Here is a 26,512-nt window from a genome sequence, read left to right on the forward strand (position 1 = left end):
TGCTCCGCGATAACGACTTATCGCCCGCCAGCCTCTGTCACGCGCTGCGCGATGTGCGCCAGCGCTTCGTCCACCTGATCGATGAGGATCAGGCACAGGTCGCCCGGTTGCAGGCGGGCGAGGGCCGTGTCGATGGCGATGAACTCGCCGTTGATCTCGTCGACGTAGCTCGTGCGGCTTGCGTCAACCAGCCCTTCACGCAGCAGGCGGATCACTTCGCCGTCTTCACGGCCACGCTGGCACTGGTCCTGATACAGCAGCACGTCGTCGAACGCGCCACCCAGAATCTCCGTCTGACGGCGAATGTCTTCGTCGCGACGGTCTCCCGCGCCCGAAATCACCACCGAGCGACGGCGCGCGGGCATCGTCTCGATGGCCTGCGTGAGCGCGGCAATGGCGTCGGGGTTATGGCCGTAATCGGCAATCACCGTCGCGCCCTTGTAGTCGAACACGTTGAAGCGTCCCGGGGCCGTGCCAGCATCGTTCACGAAGGTCGCGAGACCGGCGCGAATCGTGGCCGGATCGATATGCAACGCCCATGCCGCACCGATGGCGGCCATCGCGTTCTCGACCTGGAAGCCGATTGCGCCGTTGCGCGTGAGCGGAATCGCCGCCAGCGCGTAACGGGTTTCTTCGCTGCCGTGCGCCGTTACGATGTGAGCGCCGTCGACATAAACCACGCGCTTGCCCTTGGCGCGGTGCGTGGCGAGTACCGGATGGGTGGCGTCGGCCGTGAAGTAGGTCACGTCGCCCGGGCAGGCGTCTGCCATGCGCGCGACCATCGGGTCGGCGGCGTTGAGCACAGCCATGCCGCGCGGCGCGACGTTGCGCACGATCACGCTCTTGAGCACGGCGAGGTCCTCGACCGTGTTGATGTACGACAGGCCGAGGTGGTCGCCCATGCCGATGTTGGTCACCACGGCGACGTCGCAACGGTCATAGGCAAGACCTTCACGCAGCAGGCCGCCACGCGCCGTTTCGAACACGGCAGCGTCGACGTCCGGGTGCATCAGCACGTTGCGCGCGCTGCGCGGGCCGCTGCAATCGCCGGTATCGATACGCTGGCCGCTGATGTAGATGCCGTCCGTGCCGGTCATACCGACACGCAGGCCTTGCTGGCCAATGAGGTGGGCAATCAGGCGAACGGTGGTCGTCTTGCCGTTCGTGCCGGAGACCGCCACGAGCGGAATGCGGCCGTCGTCGCCGTCTTCGAACATGGTCGAGACGATGGCTTCGCCGACGGCGCGCCCCTTGCCGTACGACGGCTGGAGGTGCATGCGCAGGCCGGGCGCGGCATTGACTTCTACGATGCCGCCTGCCTGATCTTCGAACGGTTTGATGACGGTTTCGCACACGGCGTCGACGCCGGCGATGTCCAGACCGACCTGCTGTGCGGCCGCTACGGCGCGCGCGGCGATTTCGGGGTGGACGTCGTCCGTCACGTCGGTGGCGGTGCCGCCCGTCGACAGGTTGGCGTTGTTGCGCAGGACGATGCGCGCACCGGCATCCGGCACGGAGTCTGCGTTCAGGCCCTGCTTGGCGAGCGTTGCCAGCGCAATGTCGTCGAAACGAATCTTGGTGAGCGACGTGGCGTGACCTTCGCCACGGCGCGGGTCGGCGTTCACCGTTTCGACCAACTGACGCACGGTGTGCACGCCGTCACCGGTCACTTGCGGCGGATCGCGGCGGGCCGCGGCCACCAGCTTGTTGCCGATGACCAGCAGGCGGAAGTCGTGACCCGGAATGTAGCGCTCGATGATGACGTCGCGGCTAATGTCCTGCGCGGCTTCGAACGCCTTCTCGATTTCTTCGCGCGTACGCAGACGCACGGCCACACCCTTGCCCTGGTTACCGTCGCGCGGCTTGACCACCACCGGGGCGTCGATTTCCTGCACCAGCTTCCACGCGTCTTCGATATCGCGCACCGTGCCGCCCAGCGGCACCGGCACACCGGCGGCGTGCAGCAGCGTCTTGGTGAGATCCTTGTCCTGCGCAATCGACTCGGCCACGGCCGACGTGCGGTCGGTCTCGGCGGCCTGAATGCGGCGTTGCTTGCTGCCCCAGCCGAATTGCACCATCGACCCTTCGGTCAGACGGCGGTACGGAATGCCACGGGCGACGGCGGCGTAGACGATAGAGCCGGTCGACGGGCCGAGGCGCACGTCTTCATCCAGATCGCGCAAGCGGTAAAGGGCGTCGGCCAGATCGAACGGGCCGTCTTCGAGGGCGGCGTGAATCAGTTGCTGCGCCAGGTCGAAGGCAAGGCGTCCCACCGGCTCTTCGCTGTACTGCACCACCACCTGGAACGTGCCCGGCTCGATGGTTTGCGTCGTCTGGCTGAAGGTCACGGGGCAACCGGCGGCGGCTTGCAGATGCAACGCCGTGGTCGCCAGTGCGTCGGCCAGCGAGACCGGGCGCTCTTCAGCGTCGGGTGTGAGCGCGGGCAGCTCGGGGAAGCGAGCGCGCAGTCGGGCCTCGAAACCGGCCAGATTGCCGATCGAGTATTCCAGATCGGTGCACGTCACAATCGCCTCAATGGCGGTGTGACGGCTCCAGAGGTTCGGCCCGCGCAATGCGCGGATGCGGGAGACTTCCATAAATTGCAATCCCTGTCTGTCCACTTCGCGTCCCTGTATATCTCAATATGGCAGATGCGTGGCGAGAAAAACGACTGTGGCTAGGTATCTGGTGACTATCTACATATAGAGACGGCGGTGGCGGAGATGTCTGCCGACCGCCGCTCGTCATTCATCTTTCAGTGACTCATTGCCTCAGGCCGCCAGTGCGCGCATCGGCTGACCCATCCACAAATGGACGAGATCGAGCATCGCGGCGGCACCGCCTTCGTCGGCCTGCAACACGAGCAGATCGCCGCTCGTGAGCTGGGCCAGCGCGGCCTCGGCGGCGGCACGGCGTTCGCCTGCGTCCGTCACCTGCACCTTGCGACCGGCGGCGTCGATGCCTGCACGCAGTTGAGCGCGTGACTCGGACGACTCGCGCTTGCGGGTAATGCTCAAGTCGTCGCACAGCACTATGCGCTCGAACGTCTGCGCCAGCAGCTTGCCTTCGGCCTGAAGGTCTTCGTCCATGCGATCTGCACCCGGGCCGTAGACCACGGAGCGGCGCTCGGCGGGCAGGGTGGCAAGGGCGGCAGCCAGTGCGGTGAGGGCCGGGGCGTTATGCGCGTCGTCGACGATCACCGTCGCGCCTTGCTTCTCGAACAACGTGAAGCGGCCCGGGGCATCGACCTGACCGACGTCGAACGTCGTCACGCCGGTGCGCAGAACATCCAGCCCCACACCCATCGACCACGCGGCGGCCACGGCGGCCAGCACGTTCTCGACCTGGAAGGCGACACGTCCTGCGTAGGTCAGCGGCATATTGGCCGTTGCACCGATGGCGGTTTCTTCTTCGCCCGTCGCGAGGATGACTTGACCATCGCGCACGAAAACGGCGCGCTTACCGGCGGCGCGGTGAGTCACGATGGCCGGGAGTTGCTCGTCCAGACCGAAGAAGATCACGTCACCGTCGCACAACTCGGCCATTTCCACGACCAGGGGGTCGCGGGCATTGAGGACTGCCACGCCGTCGGGCAGCACGACGTCGACTTGCGTACGCAGCACGCTGAACATGCGGTCGACGTCTTCGACGAAGTTGTGGCCCAGATGGTCCGGACGGTCGATGTTCGTGACGATGCCGACCTGGCAACGGTCGTAGGCAAGGCCCTCGGACAGAATGGCGGTGCTGTCGTTTTCGAAGACGGCGGCCGTCACGCTGGCGTTCATCAGCACGCGGTTCGCGGCGTCCCAGTTGGCGCGGTCGCCGCCTTGCACCAGACGCTTGTCGAGGAACAGGCCATCGCTGCATGCGAGACCCGTATGTTCGCCCGCCAGTTGCAGCAGGTGCGTGAGCAGGCGTGCCGTGACCGTCTTGCCGTTCGTGCCGGTAATGCCGACGACCGGAATCCGGCCTGCGTCGCCATCGGGGAACAGATGGTCGACGATGGCGCGGCCGACCGGACGCGGGGCGCCGTCGGCAGGTTTCAAGTGCATGAGCAGGCCGGGGCCGGCGTTGACTTCCACGATCGCGCCACGCTGTTCTGCGAGCGGACGCGAAATGTCTTCGGCGACCAGATCCACGCCGGCAATGTCCAGACCCACGATACGGGCGGCCAGCGACGCATGGGCGGCCACGCTCGGGTGCACGCGGTCGGTCACGTCGAAGGCGACGTTGCCGTTACGCTGGATCAGCACGTTTTTGCCTTCCGGCGGCACGGAATCGGCGTCGAAACCCTGGCGCTTCAATTCGAGGCGCGCCGACGAGTCGATGCGCACACGATTGAGCGGCTGGTCTTCAGCGCTGCCGCGACGCGGATCGCTGTTGATCTGGATCTCGATGAGTTCCGAGACGGTGTGCTTGCCATCGCCGGTCACGGAGGCCATTTCGCCCATCGCTGCGGCGACGACGCGACCGCCCACGACCAGCAGACGGTGTTCCAGACCCGTGACGAAGCGCTCGACGATCACGCCGTTGCCTTCTTCAAGGGCCACACCGAACGCGGTCGTGACTTCTTCTCGCGTGGTGAGATTAATGAACACGCCACGGCCATGATTGCCGTCATACGGCTTGACGACCACGGGCAGGCCGATGTCCTCGGCGGCTTCCCAGGCGTCTTCCGCGCTGTCGACCAGACGGCCTTCCGGCACGGGCACGCCGCACGATTCGAGCAGTTGCTTGGTCAGGTCTTTGTCGCGCGAAATGCTCTCGGCGATGGCCGGGGTGCGGTCGGTCTCGGCCGTCCAGATGCGACGGGCGGCAGCGCCGTAACCCAGTTGCACCAGATTGCCGTCGGACAGACGCAGATGGGGGATGTCGCGGTCGTCGGCGGCGTCGACAATGCACGCCGTGCTCGGGCCGAGGCAGTGTTTGTCGACCAGGCCGCGCAGTTCTTCGACGGCGGCTTCGACGTCGTATGGGCGGTCTTCGATGGCAGCCATGACCAGATCGCGGGCGGCAAACAGGGCGGCGCGGGTCACGTCCTCATGCCAGGCGCGCACGATCACCTTGTAGACGCCCGAAATCGGGGTCTCGCGTGCCTTGCCGAAGCCGCCGGGCATGCCGGCGAGGTTCTGAAGTTCGAGCGTGACGTGCTCGAGGATGTGGCCGGGCCACGTGCCTTCGCGAAGACGCTGAAGGAAGCCGCCGCGCTCGCCGATGCTGCAACGGTGCTCAATGAGGGTCGGCAGCCATTCGGACAGCCGTTCGGGGAACCCCGGGATCTTGTTGGACGGGAACTCTTCCAATTCCCCGATATCGACCCATGCCTCAAGCACCGGCCGATATGTCCACATATTCGGTCCGCGCAGCGACAGGACATCGAAAATCTCAATGTCTTTCTTTTTCATCTAAGGCTTTAATTCACGCGTCAGGGCTGGTACACAAAAGCCGGCAAGGCCGATTTCATGCGGCACAGCCGGTCGCGCTCTTTCAGTTAACTGGATGCTTAACGCAAAAATTCCGTAAACGGTTGACACCCGCAACAATATTTCGATGTTGCACCGTGTCATGCGGGAACTCCGTGCCGCAAGAAGCGTCGCTGTGGTTATACTTGCGGCAATTTTGCGGACCTGACAGGGAAAGTCCGCGTCGATTCTTTACCGTTTGCCTCGATGTCCGCCCCTTGAGGACACGTCTGCCGCATCAATGACCGACACCTCCGCCGCCACTCCGTCCGACGCCTCTGCGGATTCGCCCGCGCAAGCCTCCCCTGTGTCTTCCGCTACCGCCCGCAACGCCGCAGCCGAACCCTGGTACCCCGATCTCGCGGGGCAACTCGCCGACGGGGAGACGGTGCTGGCCTGGTTGCCCATCGATCTGGATGCGCAGTTGCACTTCGCCCGGGGCGTGGTCGTGGCGACCGAGCGTCGGGTGCTGGCGCGTGACGCGCGGCGCGACGGCGGATCGAGCCAGTCGCCGTGGCAATCGTGGCCGTACCACGCGGGGCTATCGCTCACCCATACGGACCACGCGGGCGTTGGCTCGCTGGAGTTGTGCGATGCGCGCCAGAAGCTGGCGAACTGGCGTTACACACTCGGTCACAATCCGGCGGCGCTCACGCTGATGGACACAATCGTGCGTCAGCGCGATATCCACGTGGCCGGTCACGCGGCGGTGCATGAGGCAGAAGAGGCGGGCGTCTGCCCGATCTGTCAGGCGGAACTGCCGCCCGGCGTGGACGAGTGCCCGCAATGCAATCCCGAGGTAGAAGCCCCGCCGTCGACATGGGCATTGCTCCGGTTGTGGCGTTTCGCCCGACCGTATCGCTTTGAGTTGTTGGCGGGTTTCCTGCTGACGCTTTGCGCCACGGGCGCGACGTTGATCCCGCCGTATCTGACGATGCCGCTCATGGACAACGTGCTGATCCCGTTCCAGAACGGCAAACCCATCGATTACCACCAGGTGGGAATGTATCTGTCCGGTCTGCTGGGGGCCGGTCTGGTCGCCTGGGTGCTCGGCTGGGCGCGCACATATCTGCTGGCGAAGGTGTCGGAGCGCATCGGCGCGGACCTGCGCACGGCAACGTATTCGCATCTGCTACGGCTGTCGCTGGAGTATTTCGGCGGCAAGCGCACGGGGGACCTGATGGCGCGTATCGGCTCGGAGAGCGATCGCATCTGCGTGTTCCTGTCACTGCACTTGCTGGACTTCGCGACGGACGTGCTGATGATCGTCATGACGGCGGTCATTCTGGTGTCGATCAATCCGTGGCTGGCCGTGGTGACGCTTCTGCCGCTGCCGTTCATCGCGTGGCTGATCCATCTGGTACGTGATCGCCTGCGTCATGGCTTCGAGAAGGTCGATCGGATCTGGTCGGAAATCACCAACGTGCTCGCCGACACGATTCCGGGCATTCGCGTGGTCAAGGCGTTTGCGCAGGAAAACCGTGAGGTCGCGCGCTTCAAGGAAGCCAACCGACACAACCTGATGGTCAACGACCGGGTGAACAAGGTTTGGTCGCTGTTCACGCCGACGGTGACGTTCCTCACCGAAGTGGGCCTGCTGGTGGTCTGGATCTTCGGTATCTGGCAGGTCTCGAAACACGAAATCACGGTCGGGGTGCTGGCCGCGTTCCTCACGTACATCAGCCGCTTCTATACGCGTCTGGATTCGATGAGCCGCATCGTCTCGGTTACGCAAAAGGCGGCCGCCGGCGCGAAGCGCATCTTCGACATTCTCGATCACGTCTCGAACGTGCCGGAGCCGGTCAATCCGGTGCATCTGAAGGAAGTGAAGGGCGCCATCGATCTGCGCGACATCGGTTTCCGCTACGGCAACCGGGCGGTGATTCGCGGGATGGATCTGCGCATTGCGCCGGGCGAGATGATCGGTCTGGTCGGCCACAGCGGCTCGGGCAAGAGCACGCTGGTGAACCTGATCTGCCGCTTCTACGATGTGGCCGAGGGTTCGATTCAGATCGACGGCGTGGACATTCGCGCGCTGCCGGTGTCGGACTTCCGTCGCAACGTTGGGCTGGTCTTGCAGGAGCCGTTCCTGTTCTTCGGCACGATTGCGGACAACATCGCTTACGGCAAACCGGACGCAACGCGCGCAGAGATCGTCGCAGCCGCGCGCGCAGCCCATGCGCACGAGTTCATTCTGCGTTTGCCGCACGGGTACGACTCGCTCGTAGGCGAGCGGGGTCAGGCGCTGTCGGGGGGCGAACGTCAACGTATCTCCATCGCCCGCGCGCTGCTGATCGATCCGAGAATTCTGATTCTCGACGAGGCGACATCCTCGGTCGACACGGCCACGGAAAAGGAAATTCAGAAGGCGCTCGACAACCTCGTCAAGGGACGCACGACCATTGCGATTGCCCACCGGTTGTCGACGCTGCGCAAGGCCGACCGGCTCGTGGTGCTCGATCGCGGCAAGATCGTCGAAGTGGGCAACCACGATGAACTGATTGCCCGCGAAGGCGCGTACTACAAGCTCTATCAGGCGCAGCAGCGCAATGTCGATACGGATATCGACGAGGTCGTCGCCTCGGCCGAAGCGGCCGCCACGGTCGCGGCAGTGACTGCAGCACCGGCACAGCCGCTGTCCATCAACTAATCGCAGATTGACCGTCAACAGAACCGTTCGCGAAGACTCCTATGCAGATCGATTTCACCCTGTCGCGCAACGCCTTCGGCCGTTTGGTGCTGACCGATGCCGAGGGCGTGGCCCATGAGGGCGTGGTGCCCGTGAGGGCCTTTCCGATTGCCGCGCCGGACGAAGGGCTGGCGCTCGTGAGCACGGAAGGGCGCGAGCTGGTCTGGCTCGACTCGCTCGACGTGCTGCCGGCAGCCATGCGGGTGCTCGTCTCGGAGGAACTTGCCGCGCGCGAGTTCATGCCCGAAGTGCTGCGCATCAAGGGCGTGTCGACGTATGCGACACCCAGCACCTGGACCGTTGAGACGAACCGTGGCGAAGCGTCGTTCGTGCTTCGCGGCGAAGAGGACATTCGCCGTCTCGGTGGACAGACGCTGCTCATCACCGATAACCACGGCATTCACTTCCTGATTCGCGACACGGGCACGCTGGACAAGCCCAGCCGCAAGATTCTCGACCGCTTCCTGTAACGTCTGGTTGCACGATTCGGGTTAGCGCACTTCGCTGCACCTCGGCACACTGGTAAAATCCATGCTTTTGATTTTGCGGTGATGCCGATGTGGTTCAAGAATCTTCAGTTGCACCGAATTCCTGCCGGTTGGTCCATGAGCGTCGCGCAAATGGAAGAGGCGCTCGAGAAGCACGCCTTCCGTGAGGGCGGCAGCCTCGAAATGCAGGTACAGGGCTGGGCGCCGCCGCGCGATGGCGGCGAGCTCGTGCACAGCATCAATCGTCAGTTCCTGCTGGCTTATCGCGCCGAAAAGAAGCTGCTCCCGACGACCGTCGTCAATCAGGTGACGCGTGCCAAGGCCGCCGAGCTTGAGGAGCAGCAAGGCTTCAAGCCGGGGCGCAAGCAGATGCGCGAACTCAAGGAGCAGGTCACGGACGAATTGCTGCCGCGTGCGTTCGGCATTCGTCGCGACACGCGTGTGTGGATCGATCCGGTCAATCGCTGGCTGGTCATCGACGCCGCGTCGCCCGCCAAGGCCGACGAAGTGCGCAGCTTGCTGCTCAAGACGCTGGACATCACGCTTGAGAACGTCGAGCTCAACGAAGCGCCGGTGTCCGTGATGACGTCGTGGCTGGCTGGCAATGAAGCGCCGGGCGGCTTCACCGTCGATCAGGACGTGGAACTGCGCTCGAATACCGACGAAAAGGCGGCCGTGCGCTACGTGGCGCACCCGCTCGATGGCGCGGATGTGCGTCAGCACATCGAAGCTGGCAAGCGCTGCACGAAGCTGGCGATGACGTGGAACGACCGCATCTCGTTCGTGCTCACCGACGCGTTCATCATCAAGCGCATTACGCCGCTCGACATCATCAAGGACGCTGCCGACCCCACCGCAGAAGGCGAAGCCGAGAAGTTCGATGCCGACGTCGCGCTCATGACCGGCGAACTCGCCCGTATGCTCGACGATCTGGTCGAAGCCGTAGGCGGTGAACGTCAGATGGACAAGGCGGCCTGATCCGGCTGGACGGGAGCTTGGGTGAGCTCTGGTACTCGCCTGTGGCTCAAACAAGACAAAACGCCGCGATACCTGAAAGGGTGTCGCGGCGTTTTTGTTGGCGAGCGCGAAATCTTTCGAGACCTTTTCAGGACTGCGCTTCGGCTTCCAGATCGATCAGATAGACGCCCTGCGACAGACCTTGTTTGACCTGGCGCGTGGCGTCGTCGACGCTCACCTCCAACGCGCCCGCTTCGATGGCCTCGTAAGCCTGACGCACGACATCGGACGGCGCGCTTTTTTTTGCGTCGAAGCCGCTCGTGAGATCGGTGTCGATGTAACCCGCATGCAGGCCGATCACCTGCGTGTTCTGGGCGCTGAGTTCGCGCCGGACACCGTTCGTCAGCGACCACGCGGCCGACTTGGTGATGGCATATTCGGGAATGCTGCTCGAAGTGATCCAGCTAACGACCGAGAGCACGTTGAGCAGTGCGCCGCCGCCGTTGTTGCCGAGGATAGGCGCAAATGCCTGCGTCATGGCCAGCACGCCGAACAGGTTGGTTTCGAGCGTTTCGCGCAGCAGCTCGGTGGAACCCGGCTGGGTCAAGCCCTGGGTCAGGCGAGCGATCCCGGCGTTGTTGATGAGCAGGGTCACGTCGCCCGCGAGTTGCGCAGCGGCCGCGACGTCGTCCGGATTATTGACGTCGAGCTTGACGGGAATCACGCCCGGCAGCGTCACCTTCGACGGGTCGCGCGAACCTGCATAGACCTTCTTCGCGCCGAGCGCCAGCGCCTGTTTGGCAAATTCAAGGCCGAGGCCCCGGTTGGCGCCAGTCACGAACACAACCGCATCTTTGATCTTCATTTCACTGCTCCAGCAAGATAAGTGGGCCGCGCCAGTCGGGCGCACGGCGTAAGGTTTCGGCTATACTTCATGACAATTGTGATCGCCATCGTCATTTGCGTTGCATTGTGCCGACTCCGTTGTACTAATGTCAATGGTGATCGACATTGTCTTTTTCGATGAGTCCGATAGCGGCGATTGCGCCGTCGACGGACGGGGAGTGATCAATGGGTATTTCCAGAGAGCAGGCCGCAGAGAACCGCGAGGCGATCGTCAGTGCGGCCGACCGGCTGTTTCGCGAGCGTGGCGTCGATGCGGTCGGGCTGACGGCGTTGATGAAGGAGGCCGGTTTCACGCAGGGTGGCTTTTATAACCACTTCAAGTCGAAGGATGCGCTCGTCTCGGCCGTGATGGCGCGAGCGATGGCCGCCAACGAAGTGCTGATGGCGCAAGGCATGGGTGAGGCGTCGGGCGATCCGGCTGTCGCGTCGAAGGTCGGTGTCGAGCAGTATCTGTCGACGGCGCATCGTGACGATGTGGCGTGCGGTTGCCCGGTGGCTGGGTTCGCTGGCGACGTCCCACGCATTGGCGAGGAGGCGCAGGCTTGTTACGCGAAGGGACTGGCGGCGTCGCTCGAACGAATGACGGCGGCAGGCGTTGCCCGAGGGCTAACGCGGGAGCAGGCGACGCGCAATGCCATGGCGCGATTCTCGCAGATGGTCGGCTCGTTGATTCTGTCGCGCGCGGTGGTCGAAGCCGACCCGGCGCTATCCGAAGCGCTGCTGGCGGCGGGACGTGAAGCGACTGAAGCGTCCGAGGCGGGGCACGCGAACAATTGAGCGCCGGGGCGCGATGACGCCGTGTCCGTCAATCCGGCGACCAGCGCCACGTCGCGCGTAGCTGGTCGCGCAGAAAGTCGATGAATACCCGCGTGCGTGGCGCAACATGACGGCTATGTGGATACACGGCGTGCAGTGGCGCGGCCGGAATCCGAAGCGACGGTAGCACGCGTACCAGTCGCCCCGCCTGGATATCGTCGCTGACGTCAAAGATCGATTTCTGTGCGATGCCTGCGCCATGCAGGGCGAGTTCGTGTGCGGTGTCGCCGTCGTCTACGACGTATGTATCCGGCACTTGTACGCGCAATGTTTCGGACTGCGATACGAAACGCCAGTCGCCATGTGGCGAGTTGCCAAACAAAATGCAGTCGTGCTGCCGAAGGTCGCCGACGTCCTCGGGCGTGCCGCGTCGTTTCAGATACTCGGGCGACGCGATAAGTACCCGGTAATTCGGGGCCAGCTCCTGCGCGACAAGACTTGAATCGGGTAGGGTGCCGACGCGGATCGCCACGTCGATGCCGTGCGCGACCAGATCGACCCACAAGTCGCTCAGTGACAGATGTACCTTCACATCCGGGTGGCGTTCGCGAAACGCGACCAGGAGCGGTGTCAGATGACGACGCCCGAACGCGCGCGGGGCGCTGATGCGCAGCACCCCGCCGACGGTGCCCGCCTGCCGCGTCATCAGCCGTTCCGCCTCGGCAATCTCCGCCAGAATCCGCTGGCAGCACGCGTGAAACACCTGCCCCTCTTCGGTGAGCGCCTGTTTGCGCGTGGTGCGATTGAGCAGGCGCACGCCGAGGCGCTGCTCCAGCAACCCGAGCCGTTTGCTCACGACGGCGAGCGACAACCCCAGCTCGCGCGCGGCCGCCGACATGCTACCGGTAGCGACAACTCGGTCAAAGAGCGTGAGATCCAGCGTCTGGTCGATCATCGTGGTGATAATTATCAAAAATTTGTAGAGAGTGATTCAGTTCTTCGAGGGATTATCGTCTTGCGTGGAGAGGATCACAATAGCCTCATGACGTTGCTTCCGGGTTGCGACGTCGCAGTTGTCTTCTCCTTCCGATTTCATCGATCTCATTCTGGAGTCACACCATGTTCAATTTCGAAGGCCAGCGCGTGCTGGTGATTGGCGGCAGTTCCGGCATTGGCCGTGCCGCCGCACAGGCGTTTGCCAAGGCGGGGGCGGTCGTCACGATTGCCTCGCGCAGTCAGGCGAAGCTCGACGAAGCGCTGGCGACGATCGGCAGTACGGCGCGCGCCGTCGTGCTCGATACCGGCGACGTGGCCGCCGTCGAACGATTCTTCGCCGACCATGCACCGTGGCAACACGTCGTGATCTCAGCGGCGCAAACGCCGACCGGTCAGGTGCGCAAGCTCTCGCTCGACGACGCGCATGCGGCGTTCGACAGCAAGTTCTGGGGGACGTATCACGTGGCGAAGTTCGCGCGTATCGAGGACGGCGGATCTCTCACGCTGACGTCGGGCTATCTGAGCGTGCGGCCGAACACGTCGTCGGTGGTGCAGGGGGCGATTAACGCGGCGGTGGAGGCATTGGGGCGCGGGCTGGCGCTGGAATTGTCGCCGGTTCGCGTCAACACCGTGTCGCCGGGGCTGACGGTCACGCCGTTGTGGAACAAGCTTGCCGAAGCGGACCGCGAAGCGATGTATCACAACGCAGCGCAGCGATTGCCAGCACGTCGGGTCGTCGCGGCGGAAGACGTGGCAAATACCATCCTGTATCTCGCCGGTACGCCGAGTGCGACAGGCTCCACGGTGCTGATCGACGCGGGTGGCGCTATCGCCTGAGGCCCTTCGATCTGGCCCGTCGGACGCTGAAAAATGCTGCGCCGCCACATCCTCCCGGCCCCGAAGTTGCGTTCTTTTTGATGTCACGCAAACGCGGTATACCCGAATCACTTTCGGGTACCTATTTCGATAGGGATTGCCTAGAATGAAGTCGTGCCATCCCGTGACATCGAAGAATGGAGGCCACTATGCTGACAGGGAGCTTGATTGGGACTTTGGTGATAGCGCTGGTCGTGGGCGCGGCAGTGGCCTGGCTGGCGAATCGCAACTGGTGCCGGGAGCATCCGGCGGCGCGCCACACGTGGCGACGCCACCGTCGTGACGTCCGGCACGGTTGAGTCGTGTCGAGAGATTCGGGCGAACGGCCCGGACAAATGAAAAGCCCGCCTTCCGGCGGGCTTTTTTGCGACTACAGACACCTCTACATCTGGCTGGGCGCTCAGGCAACGGCCTGAAGGAAGTACTTGCCCTGAACAGTCAGGCGGGGTGACTTCGCTCCCGTCTCCAACTCTTCCCACTCGATCAGTTTGCTCTCAAGCAACGATTCGAGGTCAGGGCGATCCAGCTCCACTTGCTCCGGAGCATCCTTCACCAGCATCAGGGTGGCAAATTCATGATGACTCAGCATCTTCGTCTCCCGGTTTGCGGTTCCACAGGGGGGTCCCTCGTCAGGGACTTTAAGGATAGGTCACGAAAAAGACGCTTGCGCGACAAAATTCGTACTTTCGATGCTGCTTTGCAGCACTTCTCGTGTTGGACTTTCCCACGCAGAGAATAGGCTTTGCTGATGACATTGGCATGTCAATCGTCTAGCATTTCGCAACGCCATAAACGTATTCAAAATGCATCGTGCTGCTGCGTTGCGGCAATGGTGTTTTTTGGGCAATTTGCGGGGGTGCCTGGGGGTTGCCCTGCTTATTAGCGGTTTGCAGGAGGTCAAGGGGCGGTAGAATGGCCCAATTTGCCAGCAATCGCGCACAACAACCTGACATGCCGCAAAAGAAAACGCCGTACTTCGAGTTACGCAGTGGTGCCGTAGACACCTTGCATTTCGTAGTCAAGACGCCTCAACTGGACAGCTTGCGCACCGAACTGGCGCAACGTTTCGAAGCGACCCCGGAGTTTTTTGCTGGCGACACCGTCGCCATCGACGTACGGCGTCTGTCCGGCGACGAACGCGTCGCCGTGCCTGCGTTGGCCGAAATGCTGGCCGAATTCCGCATGAAGCCGATCGGGGTCGTCGCCAACACCGAACAAGCGGGTTGGGCTGTGGTCGACGGTCTGCCGCTTCTGGACAGTCATGAGCGCCACGAGCGCCGTGCGCCGCGCGCGGCACGCGACGACGATGCAGCGCCGCAGGCAGGCGTCGAGGCTGCGTCGGAGGCGTCTGCACAGGCGGTTCCCGAGGCATCGTCCATCCCCTCGACCATCATCGACAAGCCGTTGCGCTCAGGCCAGCAGGTCTATGCGAAGGGCGACCTGATCATCCTCGATCTGGTCAGTTATGGGGCCGAGGTGATCGCGGAAGGTAATATTCACATTTACGCGCCGCTGCGGGGGCGGGCACTGGCAGGAGTGAAGGGCAAGCTCGATGCGCGCATCTTCTGTACCTGTCTTGAGCCCGAGCTGATTTCCATCGCCGGTATTTACCGGACTGGCGAGTATGCGCTGCCGCCCGATGTTCAGGGGCGTTCGGTGCAGGTGCGGCTGGTAGACGACAAACTGATTTTCGAGCCCCTCGGGCTCAAGTGATTCGTAGCTAATTTCATCCTCAAGTTTGGGAAGGCATCGACAGATGGCAAAAGTGATTGTGGTGACCTCTGGCAAGGGTGGTGTCGGCAAGACGACGACCAGCGCCAGCTTTTCCGCCGGCCTCGCCTTGCAGGGGCACAAGACGGCAGTCATCGATTTCGACGTCGGCCTGCGCAATCTCGACCTCATCATGGGTTGCGAGCGCCGCGTGGTGTACGACCTGATCAATGTGATCCAGGGCGAAGCCAACCTTAATCAGGCGCTCATCAAGGACAAGTCCTGCGAGAACCTGTTTATCCTCCCCGCCTCGCAAACGCGTGACAAAGATGCACTCACGCAAGCGGGCGTCGAGAAGGTCATCAAGGACCTCACTGACATGGGTTTCGAATACATCGTGTGCGATTCGCCGGCCGGTATCGAGTCGGGTGCGTTGCTCGCGATGCACTTCGCCGACGAAGCGCTCGTGGTGACGAACCCGGAAGTGTCGTCGGTCCGTGACTCGGATCGCATTTTGGGCATTCTGTCGTCGAAGACGAAACGTGCCATCGATGGCAGCGAGCCGATCAAGGAGCATCTGCTCATCACCCGTTACAACCCGAAGCGTGTCAACGACGGCCAGATGCTGTCGCTGGAAGACATTCAGGAAATTCTGCGAATCAAGCTCATCGGCGTGATTCCGGAATCGGAGTCGGTGCTCCATGCCTCGAACCAGGGTACGCCCGCCATCCATCTGGATGGCACGGACGTGGCCGATGCGTATCGCGACGTGGTAAGCCGATTCAAGGGCGAAGACAAGCCCATGCGCTTTACCGACTATCAAAAGCCGGGCCTGTTGCAGCGCATTTTCGGCTCGAAGTAAGGAGCGCCCATGTCCTTCCTGTCTTTCCTCCTGGGGGAGAAGAAAAAGACCGCCGCCGTTGCCAAAGAGCGCCTGCAGATCATTCTGGCGCACGAACGCACGGGCTCGTCGCCACCGGCCGATTACCTGCCGGCTTTGCAACGCGAGCTGGTCGCCGTCATCTCCAAGTACGTGAAAATCGCGCAAGACGACATCAAGGTCAGCGTCGAGCATCAGGACAACCTCGAAGTGCTCGAAGTCAAGATCGAACTGCCGCAGACCTGAACGGTCATCGGTGATCCGGCGGCTTCTTTGCAAGACGCCGGTGTTTGACGTGCGAATAAGCGAAAAGCCCGCCACCCTCGATGCAGGGTGGCGGGCTTTCGTCGTGCTTGTGGTGGTTGTCTGGCGTAGGTTGCGTCAGAACTTGTAGTCTGGGTTCTTCGGATCGAACGTGGCGTCCGTCCACTGTTCCTTGCGCACCTTCTCGAAGCGCATTTCCTCGACCTTCTGCCCGGCGGCGTCCCATGCTTCGATACCTCGCGGTCTGCCTGTCTTGAGATCGAGCAACACGCGCGACTTGTTGGCGTAGTGCTGAGGCGGCCCGGACGGGGCCTCCCATTCCAACGCGAGCACGCGAACGCCATTCGATTCGGATACCGATATTCTTGCGGGCTTCTCGGAAAGTCCGGCGGCGCGGAAGCTCTTGCCGTCGTGTGCAATCTGTTCGGCGATGAAGGCAAAACCGAGATCGCGCACCGTGTGGTTCGACTGTGAGCGTGCGAGCGAGCCGTCGATGCTGCTCCAGATCGACGTGAAGCCGAGGATGCCGCCAAGGTGCCCGTACATCTCCTTGGGGCGCTTCGTCTCGTCATAGATGATTTCCTGCCCGGCATGCGCGCCGTCAGGCTGCCATTTCGCGTAGATCTGCAATGGATTTTCGCGAATTTTCACGAGCATGCGGTCGGGCGTGGTCTGCCACTGATTGTTGATGCGTTCGTGACGCGTCAGTTCGTACTGATACTCCGGCAATGCCGACGCCTCGGCTTTCAGAAAGCGCACGAGCGCTTCCGGCTGGATGGCCTGCATGGTGGCGACGATCTGTTCGTCGGGCATCTTCGCCAGGTCGCCGCTCTTGATTGCGCGCGCGAGCCATTGCGTTTGCGCTGCGACGGGCAGGGCGGCGAGCTTTGCCGTGTCGGTGTCTGGCGCGCTGGCGGAGGTGGCCGTGGATGCGGCGGGGGCGCTCGCCTGAGCGAGCGCGCCGCAAGGGCCGAACACGCCCGCGAGCGCACTGAAGGTCAGTGCTGCGGGCAGCAAAAGCGTCAATGTCGTTCGCATGTTGTTATCTCCCTTTATCTCTCTGTGTTGCCGTGAGTCTCTCGCTACCTCCCTGAGACCGGATCGCGCAGCTCTCGCCGCAGGATTTTGCCCACCGTCGACTTGGGTAGTTCGCCCTGACGGAATTCGATGATGCGCGGCACCTTGTATGCGGTCAGATGCTTGCGGCAGTGCGCGGCCATGGCTTCGATGGTGAGCGTCGGGTCTTTGGCGATGACTACGAGCTTCACGCGCTCGCCAGCCACCGGATCGGGCACGCCGACGACGGCCGCCTCGCGCACGCCGGGGTGGAGCATCACGACGTCCTCGATCTCGTTCGGATAAACGTTGAAACCCGACACGAGAATCATGTCCTTCTTGCGGTCGATCAGCCTCACATAACCGCGTTCGTCCATGACACCGATGTCGCCGGTCATCAGCCAGCCGTCTGCGTCGAACGTTTTGGCCGTCTCTTCGGGGCGATTCCAGTAGCCGCGCATGACCTGCGGTCCGCGCACGCACAACTCGCCCGGCTCGCCGAGGGGTGCCCACGTACCGTCGTCGCGCTTAAAGCGAACATCGGTCGACGGCGCGGGCAGGCCGATGGAGCCGGAGAAATCGACCGCGTCCATGTGCGCGATGTCCACGGGATTCATCGTGACGATGGGGGAGCATTCGGTGAGGCCGTAGCCTTCGATGATCGGCTTGCCCGTGACCTGCTTCCATCGCTCGGCTATCGCGCGTTGCGTTGCCATGCCGCCAGCGAGCGACAGTTTCAGTTTGGAGAAGTCGCGTGCACGGAAGTCGGGGTTCTCGAGCAACCCGTTGAACAACGTGTTGACGCCGGTCACGCCGGTGAACGTTTCGTTGCGAATGATGTAGACGACCTTTTTCACATCGCGTGGATTCGCAATCAGGATGTTGCGTCCGCCCAGGCTCATGAACACCAGACAGTTCAATGTGAGCGAGAGGATGTGATACATCGGCAGCAACGACAGATTGACTTCGATGTCGCCGTCGAGCTGATCGGCCGCCCACGCCTCCGTTTGCAGCAGATTGGCCAGCACGTTGCCGTGAGAGAGCATGGCGCCCTTGGCGACGCCCGTTGTCCCACCGGTGTATTGGAGAAAGGCGAGGTCTTCGCGCACGAGAGGCACCGGCGTGGCCTTCAGCCTCGCGCCGCTCGCGAGCGCCTGACGAAGCGCCACCGCCTGCGGCAAGCGATACGGCGGCACTTGTTTGGCGATGTGTCGCATGAGGAAGTTGACGGCACGCCCTTTGACGTTCGCTCCCGGCTGGAGCAAATCGCCGATCTGCGTCACGAGTATGTTGCGCACCTCGGTGTCGGGTAGCGCTTCCTCCAGTGTTTTGGCGAAGTTCTCGAAGACGACGATGGTCTGCGCACCGCTGTCCTGCAACTGGTGCTTCAGTTCGCGCGCGGTGTACAACGGGTTGACGTTGACGACCACAGCACCGGCAATGAGCGTGCCGAACAGGCAGATCGGATACTGAAAGCAGTTAGGCATCATGAGCGCGACGCGCTCGCCTTGCTTCACGCCCTGGGCTTGCAGCCACGCAGCGAAGGCATGAGCCTGACGGGACACCTCGGCATACGTGATCTCACTGCCGAGACTCACGAAAGCGATGCGGTCGCGGTACTTCTCGATCCATTCGTCGAACGCCTGCACGAGCGATGCATAGCGATTGACGTCGATGTCGGCAGGTACCCCGGGAGGGTAGGCACTGAGCCACACGCGTTCCTGATGAACAGCTTGATCCATCGTTGTCTCCGTTGAAGTTTTCTGCATTTTTATGCGCCGCCATGATTGCGATGCGGCCGATCTGTCGTCGGCTCGCGCTCGTTCGCCCGGCGGCGTTTGCAACTTCCCCTGTGTGGCTTTGCTCGTTGTTTTATCGTTCCAGCATCGCGACGACACCCTGACCGCCAGCCGCGCAGATCGAGATGAGGCCGCGGCCGCCGCCGCGCTGAGACAACAGCTTCGCGAGGGTGGCCAGAATGCGCCCGCCGGTGGCGGCGAACGGATGCCCGCAAGCGAGCGAACTGCCGTTCACGTTCAGACGCTGACGGTCGATGCTGCCCAGCGGCGCTGCCAGTCCCAGCTTGTCGCGGCAGTACGCAGGGTCTTCCCACGCCTTGAGCGTGCAAAGCACTTGCGCGGCGAAGGCTTCGTGAATTTCGTAGAAATCGAAGTCCTGCAACGTGAGACCCGCCTGCGCGAGCATGCGCGGCACCGCGTAGGCCGGGGCCATCAGCAAGCCCTCGCGCTGCGATTCGTCCGGATTGAAGAAGTCGACGGCCGCCGTTTGCGAGTACGTCAGATAGGCGAGCACCGGATGGTTGTGCGCCCTCGCCCAGTCTTCGCTCGCGAGCAGCACGCATGACGCGCCATCGGTCAGTGGCGTGGAGTTGCCTGCCGTGAGCGTGCCTGTCGCGCTACGGTCGAACACCGGCTTGAGGCTGGCGAGCTTCTCCAGTGTGAGATCGGGGCGCAGGTTGTTATCGCGTTGCAGGCCGCGAAACGGTGTCATCAGATCGAGGAAGAATCCGCGCTCGTACGCCTGCGCCAGATGCTCGTGACTGGCAAGCGTGAGCGTGTCCTGCGCAGCGCGCTCGATTTCCCAGCGCTTTGCCATCAACTCGCAATGCTCGCCCATCGAGAGGCCCGTGCGAGGCTCGCCGTTGCGCGGCAGCGCCGGGTTGAACAACATGCCCGGACGCACCTTCGCCAGCGCGCCGAGCTTACCGCCGGTGCTGCGCTGACGGTTCGCTTCGAGCAGGATCTTGCGCAGCTTCTCGTTGACGCCGATGGGCGCGTCCGATGCCGTGTCGACGCCACCGGCAATCGCCACGTCGATCTGACCGAGCGCGATCTTGTTGCCGGTGAGGATCGCCGTCTCAAGACCCGTGCCGCAGGCCTGCTGCACGTCGTAGGCGGGCGTTTGCGGGGCGAGCGTGGTCGACAGCACCGACTCGCGCGTCAGATTGAAGTCGCGGGCGTGCTTGAGCACGGCGCCCGCCGCGACTTCGCCGAGCGTCTGACCGTGCAGGTCGAAGCGGTCGATGAGGCCCTGAAGCGCGGCCGTGAGCATGTCCTGATTCGACGCCGTGGCGTAGGTCGTGTTCGAGCGCGCGAAGGGAATGCGATTGCCGCCTAGAATCGCGACTCGGCGCAAGGCGGGGGCGGGCGCAGTGGGTTTGAGGGCGCTCATGGCTGGTCCGGGAGATGGGTCTGTGAGGATGAGGAAGACGAAGCGGGCTTGGCCGAGGACGCGCCGTCTAGGGCCTGCCAGCGTCCGCGCAGGTGCGGGACGGTGCCTGTGGCGTCGCGCAGTTCAAAATGTGGCGCATGCGGTTGCACGTGCGGATGCGCGGGCGGTGCGCGCCAGAAGGTGACGTCGCCGGGGAGCAGCACAGGTGTCTTGAATTCCACCAGCAGATCGACCGGGCCGGAGGCGTTCACGTCTTCTGGCAGCACGGCCGCAAGCGTTCGCGCGAAGCTCCACATCCCGTGAATGATGGGGCGCGCAAAGCCGAACAGTTTCGCCGTGAGCGGCCACAAATGGATCGGGTTGTAGTCGCCCGAGATGCGCGCGTATTGGCGTCCAAGGTCGGCCGGGACCGGCCATGTCGCGACTTTCGTCAGTGACGGATCGGCGCTCAGTTGCGCCTGATAGGGAGCGCCGAGTGCGTCGCGCACGCCAGTACGCAGGTACAGACTCTCGCCGATCCACACGACGATGTCGTCGCGACGCGCCGTCGTGACCACCGTGAACACCTGTCCTTTGTCGTGGGCGGACAGCGGGCCGCACCGCACATCCAACGTCAGGCGGTCGCCCACATTCAGCGTCGCAAACTGCCGGATCCGGTTCGCAAGATGCACCATGCCTAGCATGGCGAACGGGAAGGCGCGGTCGGTCATCAGCAGCATGTGGAGCGGGAAGGCGAGCAGATGCGGCCACGTGGGCGGCACGCCCATCGTCTGCGCGAAGCCGCACAGCCGCGCGTAGCGCGCGATGTCTTCACCGTCCAGTGGCACGTTGCGTCGCTCGAAAGCCAGCGGCGGCATCGGCTGCGCGCGGGCCGGTTTGCGCGAGGTCATCAGTGCGCGCAAGTACAAATGCAGTGGCGACGGCAGATACGTGACCTGCTTCAGTTGTGTGGCAACGGCGATGTTCGGACTGTCGGATGGATCACGCGGTCGATCGTTAGGCATCGTCATGCTCCGAGCAGGCTCTGGCCGCACACGCGCACGACCTGTCCGGTCAGCGCACCTGAGGCCGGATGGGCGAGCCACGCGATGGCTTCGGCCACGTCGACAGGTTGACCGCCTTGTCCGAGCGAGTTCATGCGGCGTCCGGCTTCGCGAATGGCGAACGGGACCGCCGCGGTCATCTGCGTCTCGATGAAGCCGGGGGCGACGGCATTGATGCTGATATGGCGTGCGGCGAGCAAGGGCGACCATGCCTCGACCATCCCGATGACGGCCGCCTTCGATGCGGCGTAGTTGGTCTGCCCGCGATTGCCCGCAATGCCACTGATAGAAGCGACGCCGACGATCCGGCTGTTTGCGCGCAGCACACCGGCGTCGAGCAACGCGGCATTGAGACGCTGGGGTGCGCCGACATTGATGTCGAGCACGCTTTGCCACTGCGCATCGGTCATGCGAACAATCGTTTTGTCGCGTGTGATGCCAGCGTTGTGTACGAGGATGTCCAGACCGTGCGGCGCGTGCGTTGCGAGATGCGCCATCAGTGTGGCTGCTGCCTCCGGCGATGCGATATCGCACGTGAGGGCGCTGCCGCCGAGGCGCGTGGCAACGGTGGTCAGCGCGTCTTGTGCGGAAGGCATGTCGACGCAAACGACATGCGCTCCGTCGCGCGCGAGGACGGTCGCGATGGACTCGCCGATGCCGCGTGCCGCACCCGTCACCACGGCGACCTGTCCGGCGAGCGGACGGGTGTCGCGCATAGGGGGTGTTTCGAAGACAGGCGCTTGAAGTGTGATCGCCTGACCGCTCACATACGCGGCGCGAGGTGAGAGGAAGAACCGCAACGTGGAGTGCAGCGATTCGCGGGCATCGGGGGCGACATAGAGCAATTGCGCCGTTGCGCCACGCTTTAGCTCCTTGGCCAGCGAGCGCACAAAGCCTTCCAGCGCGCGCTGCGCAATACTCGCCTGCGGCGTGGCGGCCATTGACGGCGGCAGACCCAGCACCAGCACGCGAGCGCATCGATCAAGCGTTGCCAGCGTGTCGTGGAAGAACGCGTAAAGCGACTCCAGCCCCGAGGTGTCGGCAATGCCGCTCGCGTCGAACAGCAACGCCTTGGGACGCACGCCTTCGTTCTCGTTGAATCGTCCGCTCATCGTGCCTGCCTTATTCGCGTAGGAGATCCAGTCGAGCCGCTGCGCGTGAGCGAGGCTCGGGATGCCGAGCCAATGCAGTTCGCGGGCGAGACCGGGCAGCAATGGCGCATCGCCCGCGCCGCCGACGACGGCTAGCGGCGGCGCAACGAGACGCGCTTCGGCGACATCGTCTCCGTAGTCCGGCATGCGCTCCAGCGGTACCGGGCGTGGCAGGCCCAGCGCGTTGGCCAGGCGGCTGCCCACGGCGGAGTTGGCAAAGGCAAGGTATCGGTCGGACGTCGTCACGGCGCGGAAATCCTCAGAGTGTTCTGGCGAAAAAATGGGCAGCGGTTGATGGCTGTTGATAGCGGTTGATAGCAGTTGGTAGTGGTGGCGGATGGACTCACGACGTGAGCGCTTCGTCCGCCGGAGCCTGCTGCCGGGCGTGTTGCATGTCGGCGGCGCGCCCGAAGTCGGCCGGAAAGTCGTCCACCGCCACGGCCTTCGCCGCGTAATCGGCGTACTGCGCCAGCAGGCGGCGCTCATCGTCGCTTACCAGTTGCAGCGTCGCCGCGTGGTCCACCCAGGCGGTGAATTCGGGCAGGCTCTGCGGCATGGCTGCCAGACGCCCCTCCTTGATCGCGGTGCGCAGACGTTGTTCGATCACGGTGACTTGCGGCGTCATCTGGAAGACGATTTCGCCGTAAGCCAGATCGTCGACATCGGCGCTCGGCGAGTAGCTACCGGCGATGAGGCGCTCGCGGGCGTCGCCCGGTGTCTGCATCACCTCGGCCACGCGTGCGGCCAGCGCATCCGACGGCTTGGCGTACGGCAGGCCGAGCGGCATCAGCTTCCAGCGCATCCACCATGCGACGCCCCGCGACGGATAGTTCGCCAGCACGCCCTCGAAGGCCTCGCGCGCTTGCCAGAGGGCGTCCTGCGCAGCCCAATGCACCAGTGGCAGGTCGGCTTCGGGACGGCCTTCGTCCTCGAAGCGTTTGAGCGTCGCCGTGAGGAGAAATAGTTGGGAGAGGATGTCGCCGAGGCGTCCCGTGATGCTCTCGCGACGCTTGAGCGAGCCGCCGAGTACCGCCATTGAAATGTCGGCCGCGATGGCGAGCAGCGTCGACATGCGGTTCGCCGCGCGGTAGTAGACGTGCAGTTCGGGCGCGGCCTTCGACGGTACGGCGGAGAAGCGCGCGTGCGTGATGCCTTGCAGCGCACCCCGCACGATGTTGCTCGTGACGAAGGTCAGGTGGCCGAAAAGGGCGTCGTCGAAGGCGCGCACGGCGGCAGTGTGGTCGGCCGTCTGCGCGGCGGCCAGTTCCTTGAGCACGTACGGATGGCAGCGGATCGCGCCCTGACCGAAGATCATCAGACAGCGCGTCATGATGTTCGCGCCCTCCACGGTGATCGACACAGGAATCTGCTGGTAAGCGCGAGCAAGGAAGTTGTTCGGGCCCATGCAGATGCCCTTGCCAGCGACGACGTCCATGCCGTCGTTCACCACTTTGCGGGCGCGCTCGGTCACGTGGTACTTCGCGATGGCCGAGATCACCGAGGGCTTTTCGCCGAGGTCGACGGCCAATGCTGCCATGCGACGCGCAGCGTCCATCGCATAGAGGTTTCCGGCCATGCGCGCGAGCGCTTCCTGTACCCCTTCGAATTTGCCGATCGGCGTGCGGAACTGGCGGCGCACGGCCGCATATGCGCCGGTCGCGCGAACGGCGATTTTCGAGTAACCGACGTTCGACGACGGCAACGAAATCGCGCGGCCTGCGGCCAGACATTCCATCAGCATTCGCCAGCCCTTGCCGACTTGTGCCTGTCCGCCGATCACCCAGTCGAGCGGGATGAAGACGTCCTTGCCCGAGTTCGGACCGTTCTGGAAGACGGCATTCAGCGGCCAGTGACGACGGCCGATCACCACGCCCGGATGCTTCGTCGGAATCAGCGCACAGGTGATGCCGGGTTCGGCGTCGTCACCGAGCAGGTGATCGGGGTCAAGGGCGCGGAACGCGAGGCCGAGCACCGTGGCGATGGGGCCGAGCGTGATGTAGCGTTTGTTCCACGTGACGCGAAAACCGAGAGTTTCGCGGCCCTCATGCACGCCGCGGCAGACGATGCCGACGTCGGGAATGGCGGCGGCGTCCGAACCCGCGTAGGGGCTTGTCAGCGCAAAGCAGGGGATTTCTTCGCCCTTGGCGAGGCGGGGCAGGTAGTAGTTCTTCTGGTCCTCGGTGCCGTAGTGCAACAGCAGTTCGGCCGGACCGAGCGAGTTCGGTACCATCACCGACACGGCGGCAGCGGAGCAGCGCGAGGCCAGCTTCATCACCACCTGCGAGTGCGCATAGGCGGAGAATTCGAGACCGCCATAACGCTTCGGAATGATCATGCCGAGAAAGCCTGCATCCTTGGCGTATTGCCAGGCCTTGGGCGGCAGATCCTGCCAGACTTGCGTGCTTTCCCAGTCGTTCGACAGATCGCAAAGATGCTCGACCTGATTGTCCATGAATGCCTGCTCGTCCGCCGACAGCGCGGGGGCGGGCATGGCGGCGAATTTGTCCCAGTTCGGGCGACCGGAGAACAGATCGGCATCCCACCAGACGGTACCGGCTTCGATGGCATCTTTTTCGGTGTCCGACATTTCCGGCATGATCGAACGGAACTTGGCGAGCATCGGTGCAGTGACCCATGCACGGCGCAGCGGGCCGATGCTAAGAATCAGTGCGGGAACGATCAGCACGACGGCGAGAATCGCTGTCGCGACCGCCCCTGTCAGTCCGAGCGAGATGCCTGCACCCACCCACAGGACGGTGGCGATCAGCCATTGCCAGGCGCGCGCACGATAGAACAGCAGGGCGGTGACGCCCACGAGAAACGCGAGAATCCATAAGACCATCATTTTTCTCCTCCCTTCGGGTTCAGCTCCCCGGCCGGTGCCAGATGGCCCGCCTTCGCGCTGAGCGTGCGCCCGGAGGGGCGAACGCAGCGCCGGGGCTGTCGTCCTCGTGCCGTCTGTCGATCTTCGCTGGCGGTGTGCGCAGCGAGATTCGGTGACGGCGTTGTTGTTGGATCGTTCGGCAACACAATGGTGCGCCGGGAATTCGAGTAAAGCGTCGAAACCTGAAACCATCACGCGATGGAAAGCCGACGGCCGTCCAACGCGCGTTATGGGTTAAGGGTTAGTCAATTGACACGGCAAGCGCGCGGCCATTTGTCCGGCCGCGTAAGTCGCGGAATATGCCGAACACGTTCTGCGTCAGACGTTCGCGAGCGAACGGTCGCTGGCGCTCGATTCCGGGCCGCCCGCGTGCGTTTGAGATTCCGTATGCGCGGACGCTTGTCCGGCTTCGCGCGGCGGGGTGACGTCGGCATCTTTCGCCAGAGCGAAAACGGCGGCGAAGCTCGCCAGTTGCTCGTCGCCTGGCATCGGGGCTTTGAGCGCGGCGACCATGAGCGCCGTCAGGCGTGCCACGACTTGCAGATCGCCCATCGGCTGGCCCTGTGCGAACGTGTCGATGAGGCGGGAGGTGTCGCTGCTGGCGAGCACGCCGGAGAGCGCTTGCAACGCGAAGTGCAGACGCCAGCCCAGTTCCTGGCGCGGTAACTCCGGTAGCGCGCGCGCGAAGGCTTCGAAGAAGCGCTCGAATACCGGCGCGTAATGCTGTTGAAGATAGTCGCGGATGAAGGGCGAGGGGTCGGCGTAGACGCGTCCGAGCAGCCGCAGGAACGCGGGGCCGCCGATGTCGCGATGATGGGAGATGGCGAGCGCTGGGATGAACATGGCGCCCAGCACGTGTTCGCACGTCAGCTTCGGGGCGGGCCATGTGGCCTCGGCGCGCGTGAGCAGGGCGAGGCGTTCGTCGTTGAGCCGGTCCAGCCGGCGGGAGAGCATCGCCTGGAGCAGGGTTTCCTTGCTGCCGAAGTGATAGTTCACGGCCGCCAGATTGACCTCGGCACGCGAGGTGATCTGGCGTAAGGACATGGCTTCATAGCCGAATTCGATGAACAGGTCTTCTGCCGCATCGAGAATGCGCAGTTTGGTGTCGCCAGCTTGACGGCCGGCCGAGACGCGAGGACTCACGACGAACCTCCTGTGTGTTCCAGGGACGGACTCAAGGGATGGACCCTGCGGACGGACGG

At 63.6% G+C, this 26,512-nt stretch carries 20 protein-coding genes; 8 read left to right on the plus strand and 12 right to left on the minus strand.

The window, feature by feature from the left end:
* Positions 1 to 17: 17 nt before the first annotated feature.
* Positions 18 to 2,597 carry a cyanophycin synthetase gene (gene cphA / locus NA29_RS10235; protein WP_039397938.1) on the minus strand — a complete coding sequence of 860 codons (2,580 nt, stop codon included), beginning with the start codon at positions 2,595 to 2,597 and terminating at the stop codon, positions 18 to 20.
* 174 nt (positions 2,598 to 2,771) lie between these two features.
* Positions 2,772 to 5,405, minus strand: coding sequence for a cyanophycin synthetase (gene cphA / locus NA29_RS10240; protein ID WP_039397940.1), 2,634 nt, complete (start codon positions 5,403 to 5,405; stop codon positions 2,772 to 2,774).
* A gap of 298 nt (positions 5,406 to 5,703) precedes the next feature.
* Here cphA (NA29_RS10240) and NA29_RS10245 point away from each other — a divergent pair, with 298 nt between their 5' ends.
* The 3 genes from NA29_RS10245 to NA29_RS10255 all read left to right on the plus strand — a co-directional run bounded on the left by NA29_RS10245 (position 5,704) and on the right by NA29_RS10255 (position 9,617).
* Positions 5,704 to 8,112, plus strand: a complete 2,409-nt coding sequence (locus NA29_RS10245) for a cyanophycin metabolism-associated ABC transporter (RefSeq protein WP_052252799.1) — start codon at positions 5,704 to 5,706, stop codon at positions 8,110 to 8,112.
* A 41-nt stretch (positions 8,113 to 8,153) separates the two neighbouring features.
* The gene (locus NA29_RS10250) at positions 8,154 to 8,621 is read left to right on the plus strand and encodes a cyanophycin metabolism-associated DUF1854 family protein (RefSeq protein ID WP_039397942.1); all 468 of its coding nucleotides are present in this window, start codon (positions 8,154 to 8,156) and stop codon (positions 8,619 to 8,621) included.
* 87 nt (positions 8,622 to 8,708) lie between these two features.
* A complete protein-coding gene (locus NA29_RS10255; RefSeq protein ID WP_039403004.1) occupies positions 8,709 to 9,617 on the plus strand; it encodes a recombination-associated protein RdgC in 909 nt (302 codons plus the stop codon).
* A 127-nt stretch (positions 9,618 to 9,744) separates the two neighbouring features.
* Here NA29_RS10255 and NA29_RS10260 read toward each other — a convergent pair whose 3' ends face one another.
* The gene (locus tag NA29_RS10260; RefSeq protein ID WP_039397944.1) at positions 9,745 to 10,461 is read right to left on the minus strand and encodes an SDR family oxidoreductase; all 717 of its coding nucleotides are present in this window, start codon (positions 10,459 to 10,461) and stop codon (positions 9,745 to 9,747) included.
* A gap of 206 nt (positions 10,462 to 10,667) precedes the next feature.
* Here NA29_RS10260 and NA29_RS10265 point away from each other — a divergent pair, with 206 nt between their 5' ends.
* Complete coding sequence (locus NA29_RS10265; RefSeq protein WP_039397946.1) at positions 10,668 to 11,279, plus strand: TetR/AcrR family transcriptional regulator; 612 nt, start codon at positions 10,668 to 10,670, stop codon at positions 11,277 to 11,279.
* A gap of 28 nt (positions 11,280 to 11,307) precedes the next feature.
* Here NA29_RS10265 and NA29_RS10270 read toward each other — a convergent pair whose 3' ends face one another.
* Positions 11,308 to 12,213 carry a LysR family transcriptional regulator gene (locus NA29_RS10270; RefSeq protein ID WP_039397948.1) on the minus strand — a complete coding sequence of 302 codons (906 nt, stop codon included), beginning with the start codon at positions 12,211 to 12,213 and terminating at the stop codon, positions 11,308 to 11,310.
* Positions 12,214 to 12,377: 164 nt separating this feature from the next.
* Here NA29_RS10270 and NA29_RS10275 point away from each other — a divergent pair, with 164 nt between their 5' ends.
* Entirely contained in the window at positions 12,378 to 13,091 is a 714-nt protein-coding gene (locus NA29_RS10275) for an SDR family oxidoreductase (RefSeq protein WP_039397950.1), read from the plus strand.
* Positions 13,092 to 13,530: 439 nt separating this feature from the next.
* Here the strand turns inward: NA29_RS10275 and NA29_RS10280 are convergent, their stop codons facing one another.
* On the minus strand, positions 13,531 to 13,719 hold the full coding sequence (locus NA29_RS10280) for a hypothetical protein (protein ID WP_039397952.1): 189 nt from the start codon (positions 13,717 to 13,719) through the stop codon (positions 13,531 to 13,533).
* Positions 13,720 to 14,081: 362 nt separating this feature from the next.
* Between NA29_RS10280 and minC the strand changes: the two genes are divergently transcribed.
* From minC to minE, 3 genes are read left to right on the plus strand one after another with little or no spacing between them, the layout of a single operon-like run.
* A complete protein-coding gene (minC, locus tag NA29_RS10285; protein ID WP_039397954.1) occupies positions 14,082 to 14,843 on the plus strand; it encodes a septum site-determining protein MinC in 762 nt (253 codons plus the stop codon).
* Between the two features lie 43 nt (positions 14,844 to 14,886).
* Positions 14,887 to 15,702, plus strand: coding sequence for a septum site-determining protein MinD (gene minD / locus NA29_RS10290; RefSeq protein WP_039397956.1), 816 nt, complete (start codon positions 14,887 to 14,889; stop codon positions 15,700 to 15,702).
* A gap of 9 nt (positions 15,703 to 15,711) precedes the next feature.
* Positions 15,712 to 15,966, plus strand: coding sequence for a cell division topological specificity factor MinE (minE, locus tag NA29_RS10295; protein WP_039397958.1), 255 nt, complete (start codon positions 15,712 to 15,714; stop codon positions 15,964 to 15,966).
* 135 nt (positions 15,967 to 16,101) lie between these two features.
* On the opposite strand, the gene NA29_RS10300 is transcribed toward minE, so the two are convergent.
* The 7 genes from NA29_RS10300 to NA29_RS10330 form a co-directional block, all read right to left on the minus strand.
* On the minus strand, positions 16,102 to 17,022 hold the full coding sequence (locus tag NA29_RS10300; RefSeq protein WP_084103616.1) for a DUF1571 domain-containing protein: 921 nt from the start codon (positions 17,020 to 17,022) through the stop codon (positions 16,102 to 16,104).
* 44 nt (positions 17,023 to 17,066) lie between these two features.
* Positions 17,067 to 18,782: an AMP-binding protein gene (locus NA29_RS10305; protein WP_039397960.1), complete on the minus strand. Its 1,716-nt coding sequence runs from the start codon at positions 18,780 to 18,782 to the stop codon at positions 17,067 to 17,069.
* A gap of 130 nt (positions 18,783 to 18,912) precedes the next feature.
* Positions 18,913 to 20,232, minus strand: coding sequence for an acetyl-CoA C-acetyltransferase (locus NA29_RS10310; protein WP_052252803.1), 1,320 nt, complete (start codon positions 20,230 to 20,232; stop codon positions 18,913 to 18,915).
* Positions 20,229 to 21,236, minus strand: coding sequence for a MaoC family dehydratase (locus NA29_RS10315; RefSeq protein WP_072633249.1), 1,008 nt, complete (start codon positions 21,234 to 21,236; stop codon positions 20,229 to 20,231). The genes NA29_RS10310 and NA29_RS10315 overlap by 4 nt, the downstream gene beginning before the upstream one ends.
* Before the next feature lie 2 nt (positions 21,237 to 21,238).
* Positions 21,239 to 22,672 (minus strand): 3-oxoacyl-ACP reductase, encoded by a 1,434-nt coding sequence (locus NA29_RS10320; protein WP_039397962.1) that lies wholly within the window; start codon positions 22,670 to 22,672, stop codon positions 21,239 to 21,241.
* Between the two features lie 97 nt (positions 22,673 to 22,769).
* Complete coding sequence (locus tag NA29_RS10325) at positions 22,770 to 25,268, minus strand: acyl-CoA dehydrogenase (protein WP_039397964.1); 2,499 nt, start codon at positions 25,266 to 25,268, stop codon at positions 22,770 to 22,772.
* 360 nt (positions 25,269 to 25,628) lie between these two features.
* Entirely contained in the window at positions 25,629 to 26,453 is an 825-nt protein-coding gene (locus tag NA29_RS10330; protein WP_039397966.1) for a TetR/AcrR family transcriptional regulator, read from the minus strand.
* Positions 26,454 to 26,512 lie beyond the last annotated feature (59 nt).

Source organism: Pandoraea sputorum (assembly GCF_000814845.2).
GTDB classification, from domain to species: Bacteria; Pseudomonadota; Gammaproteobacteria; order Burkholderiales; family Burkholderiaceae; genus Pandoraea; species Pandoraea sputorum.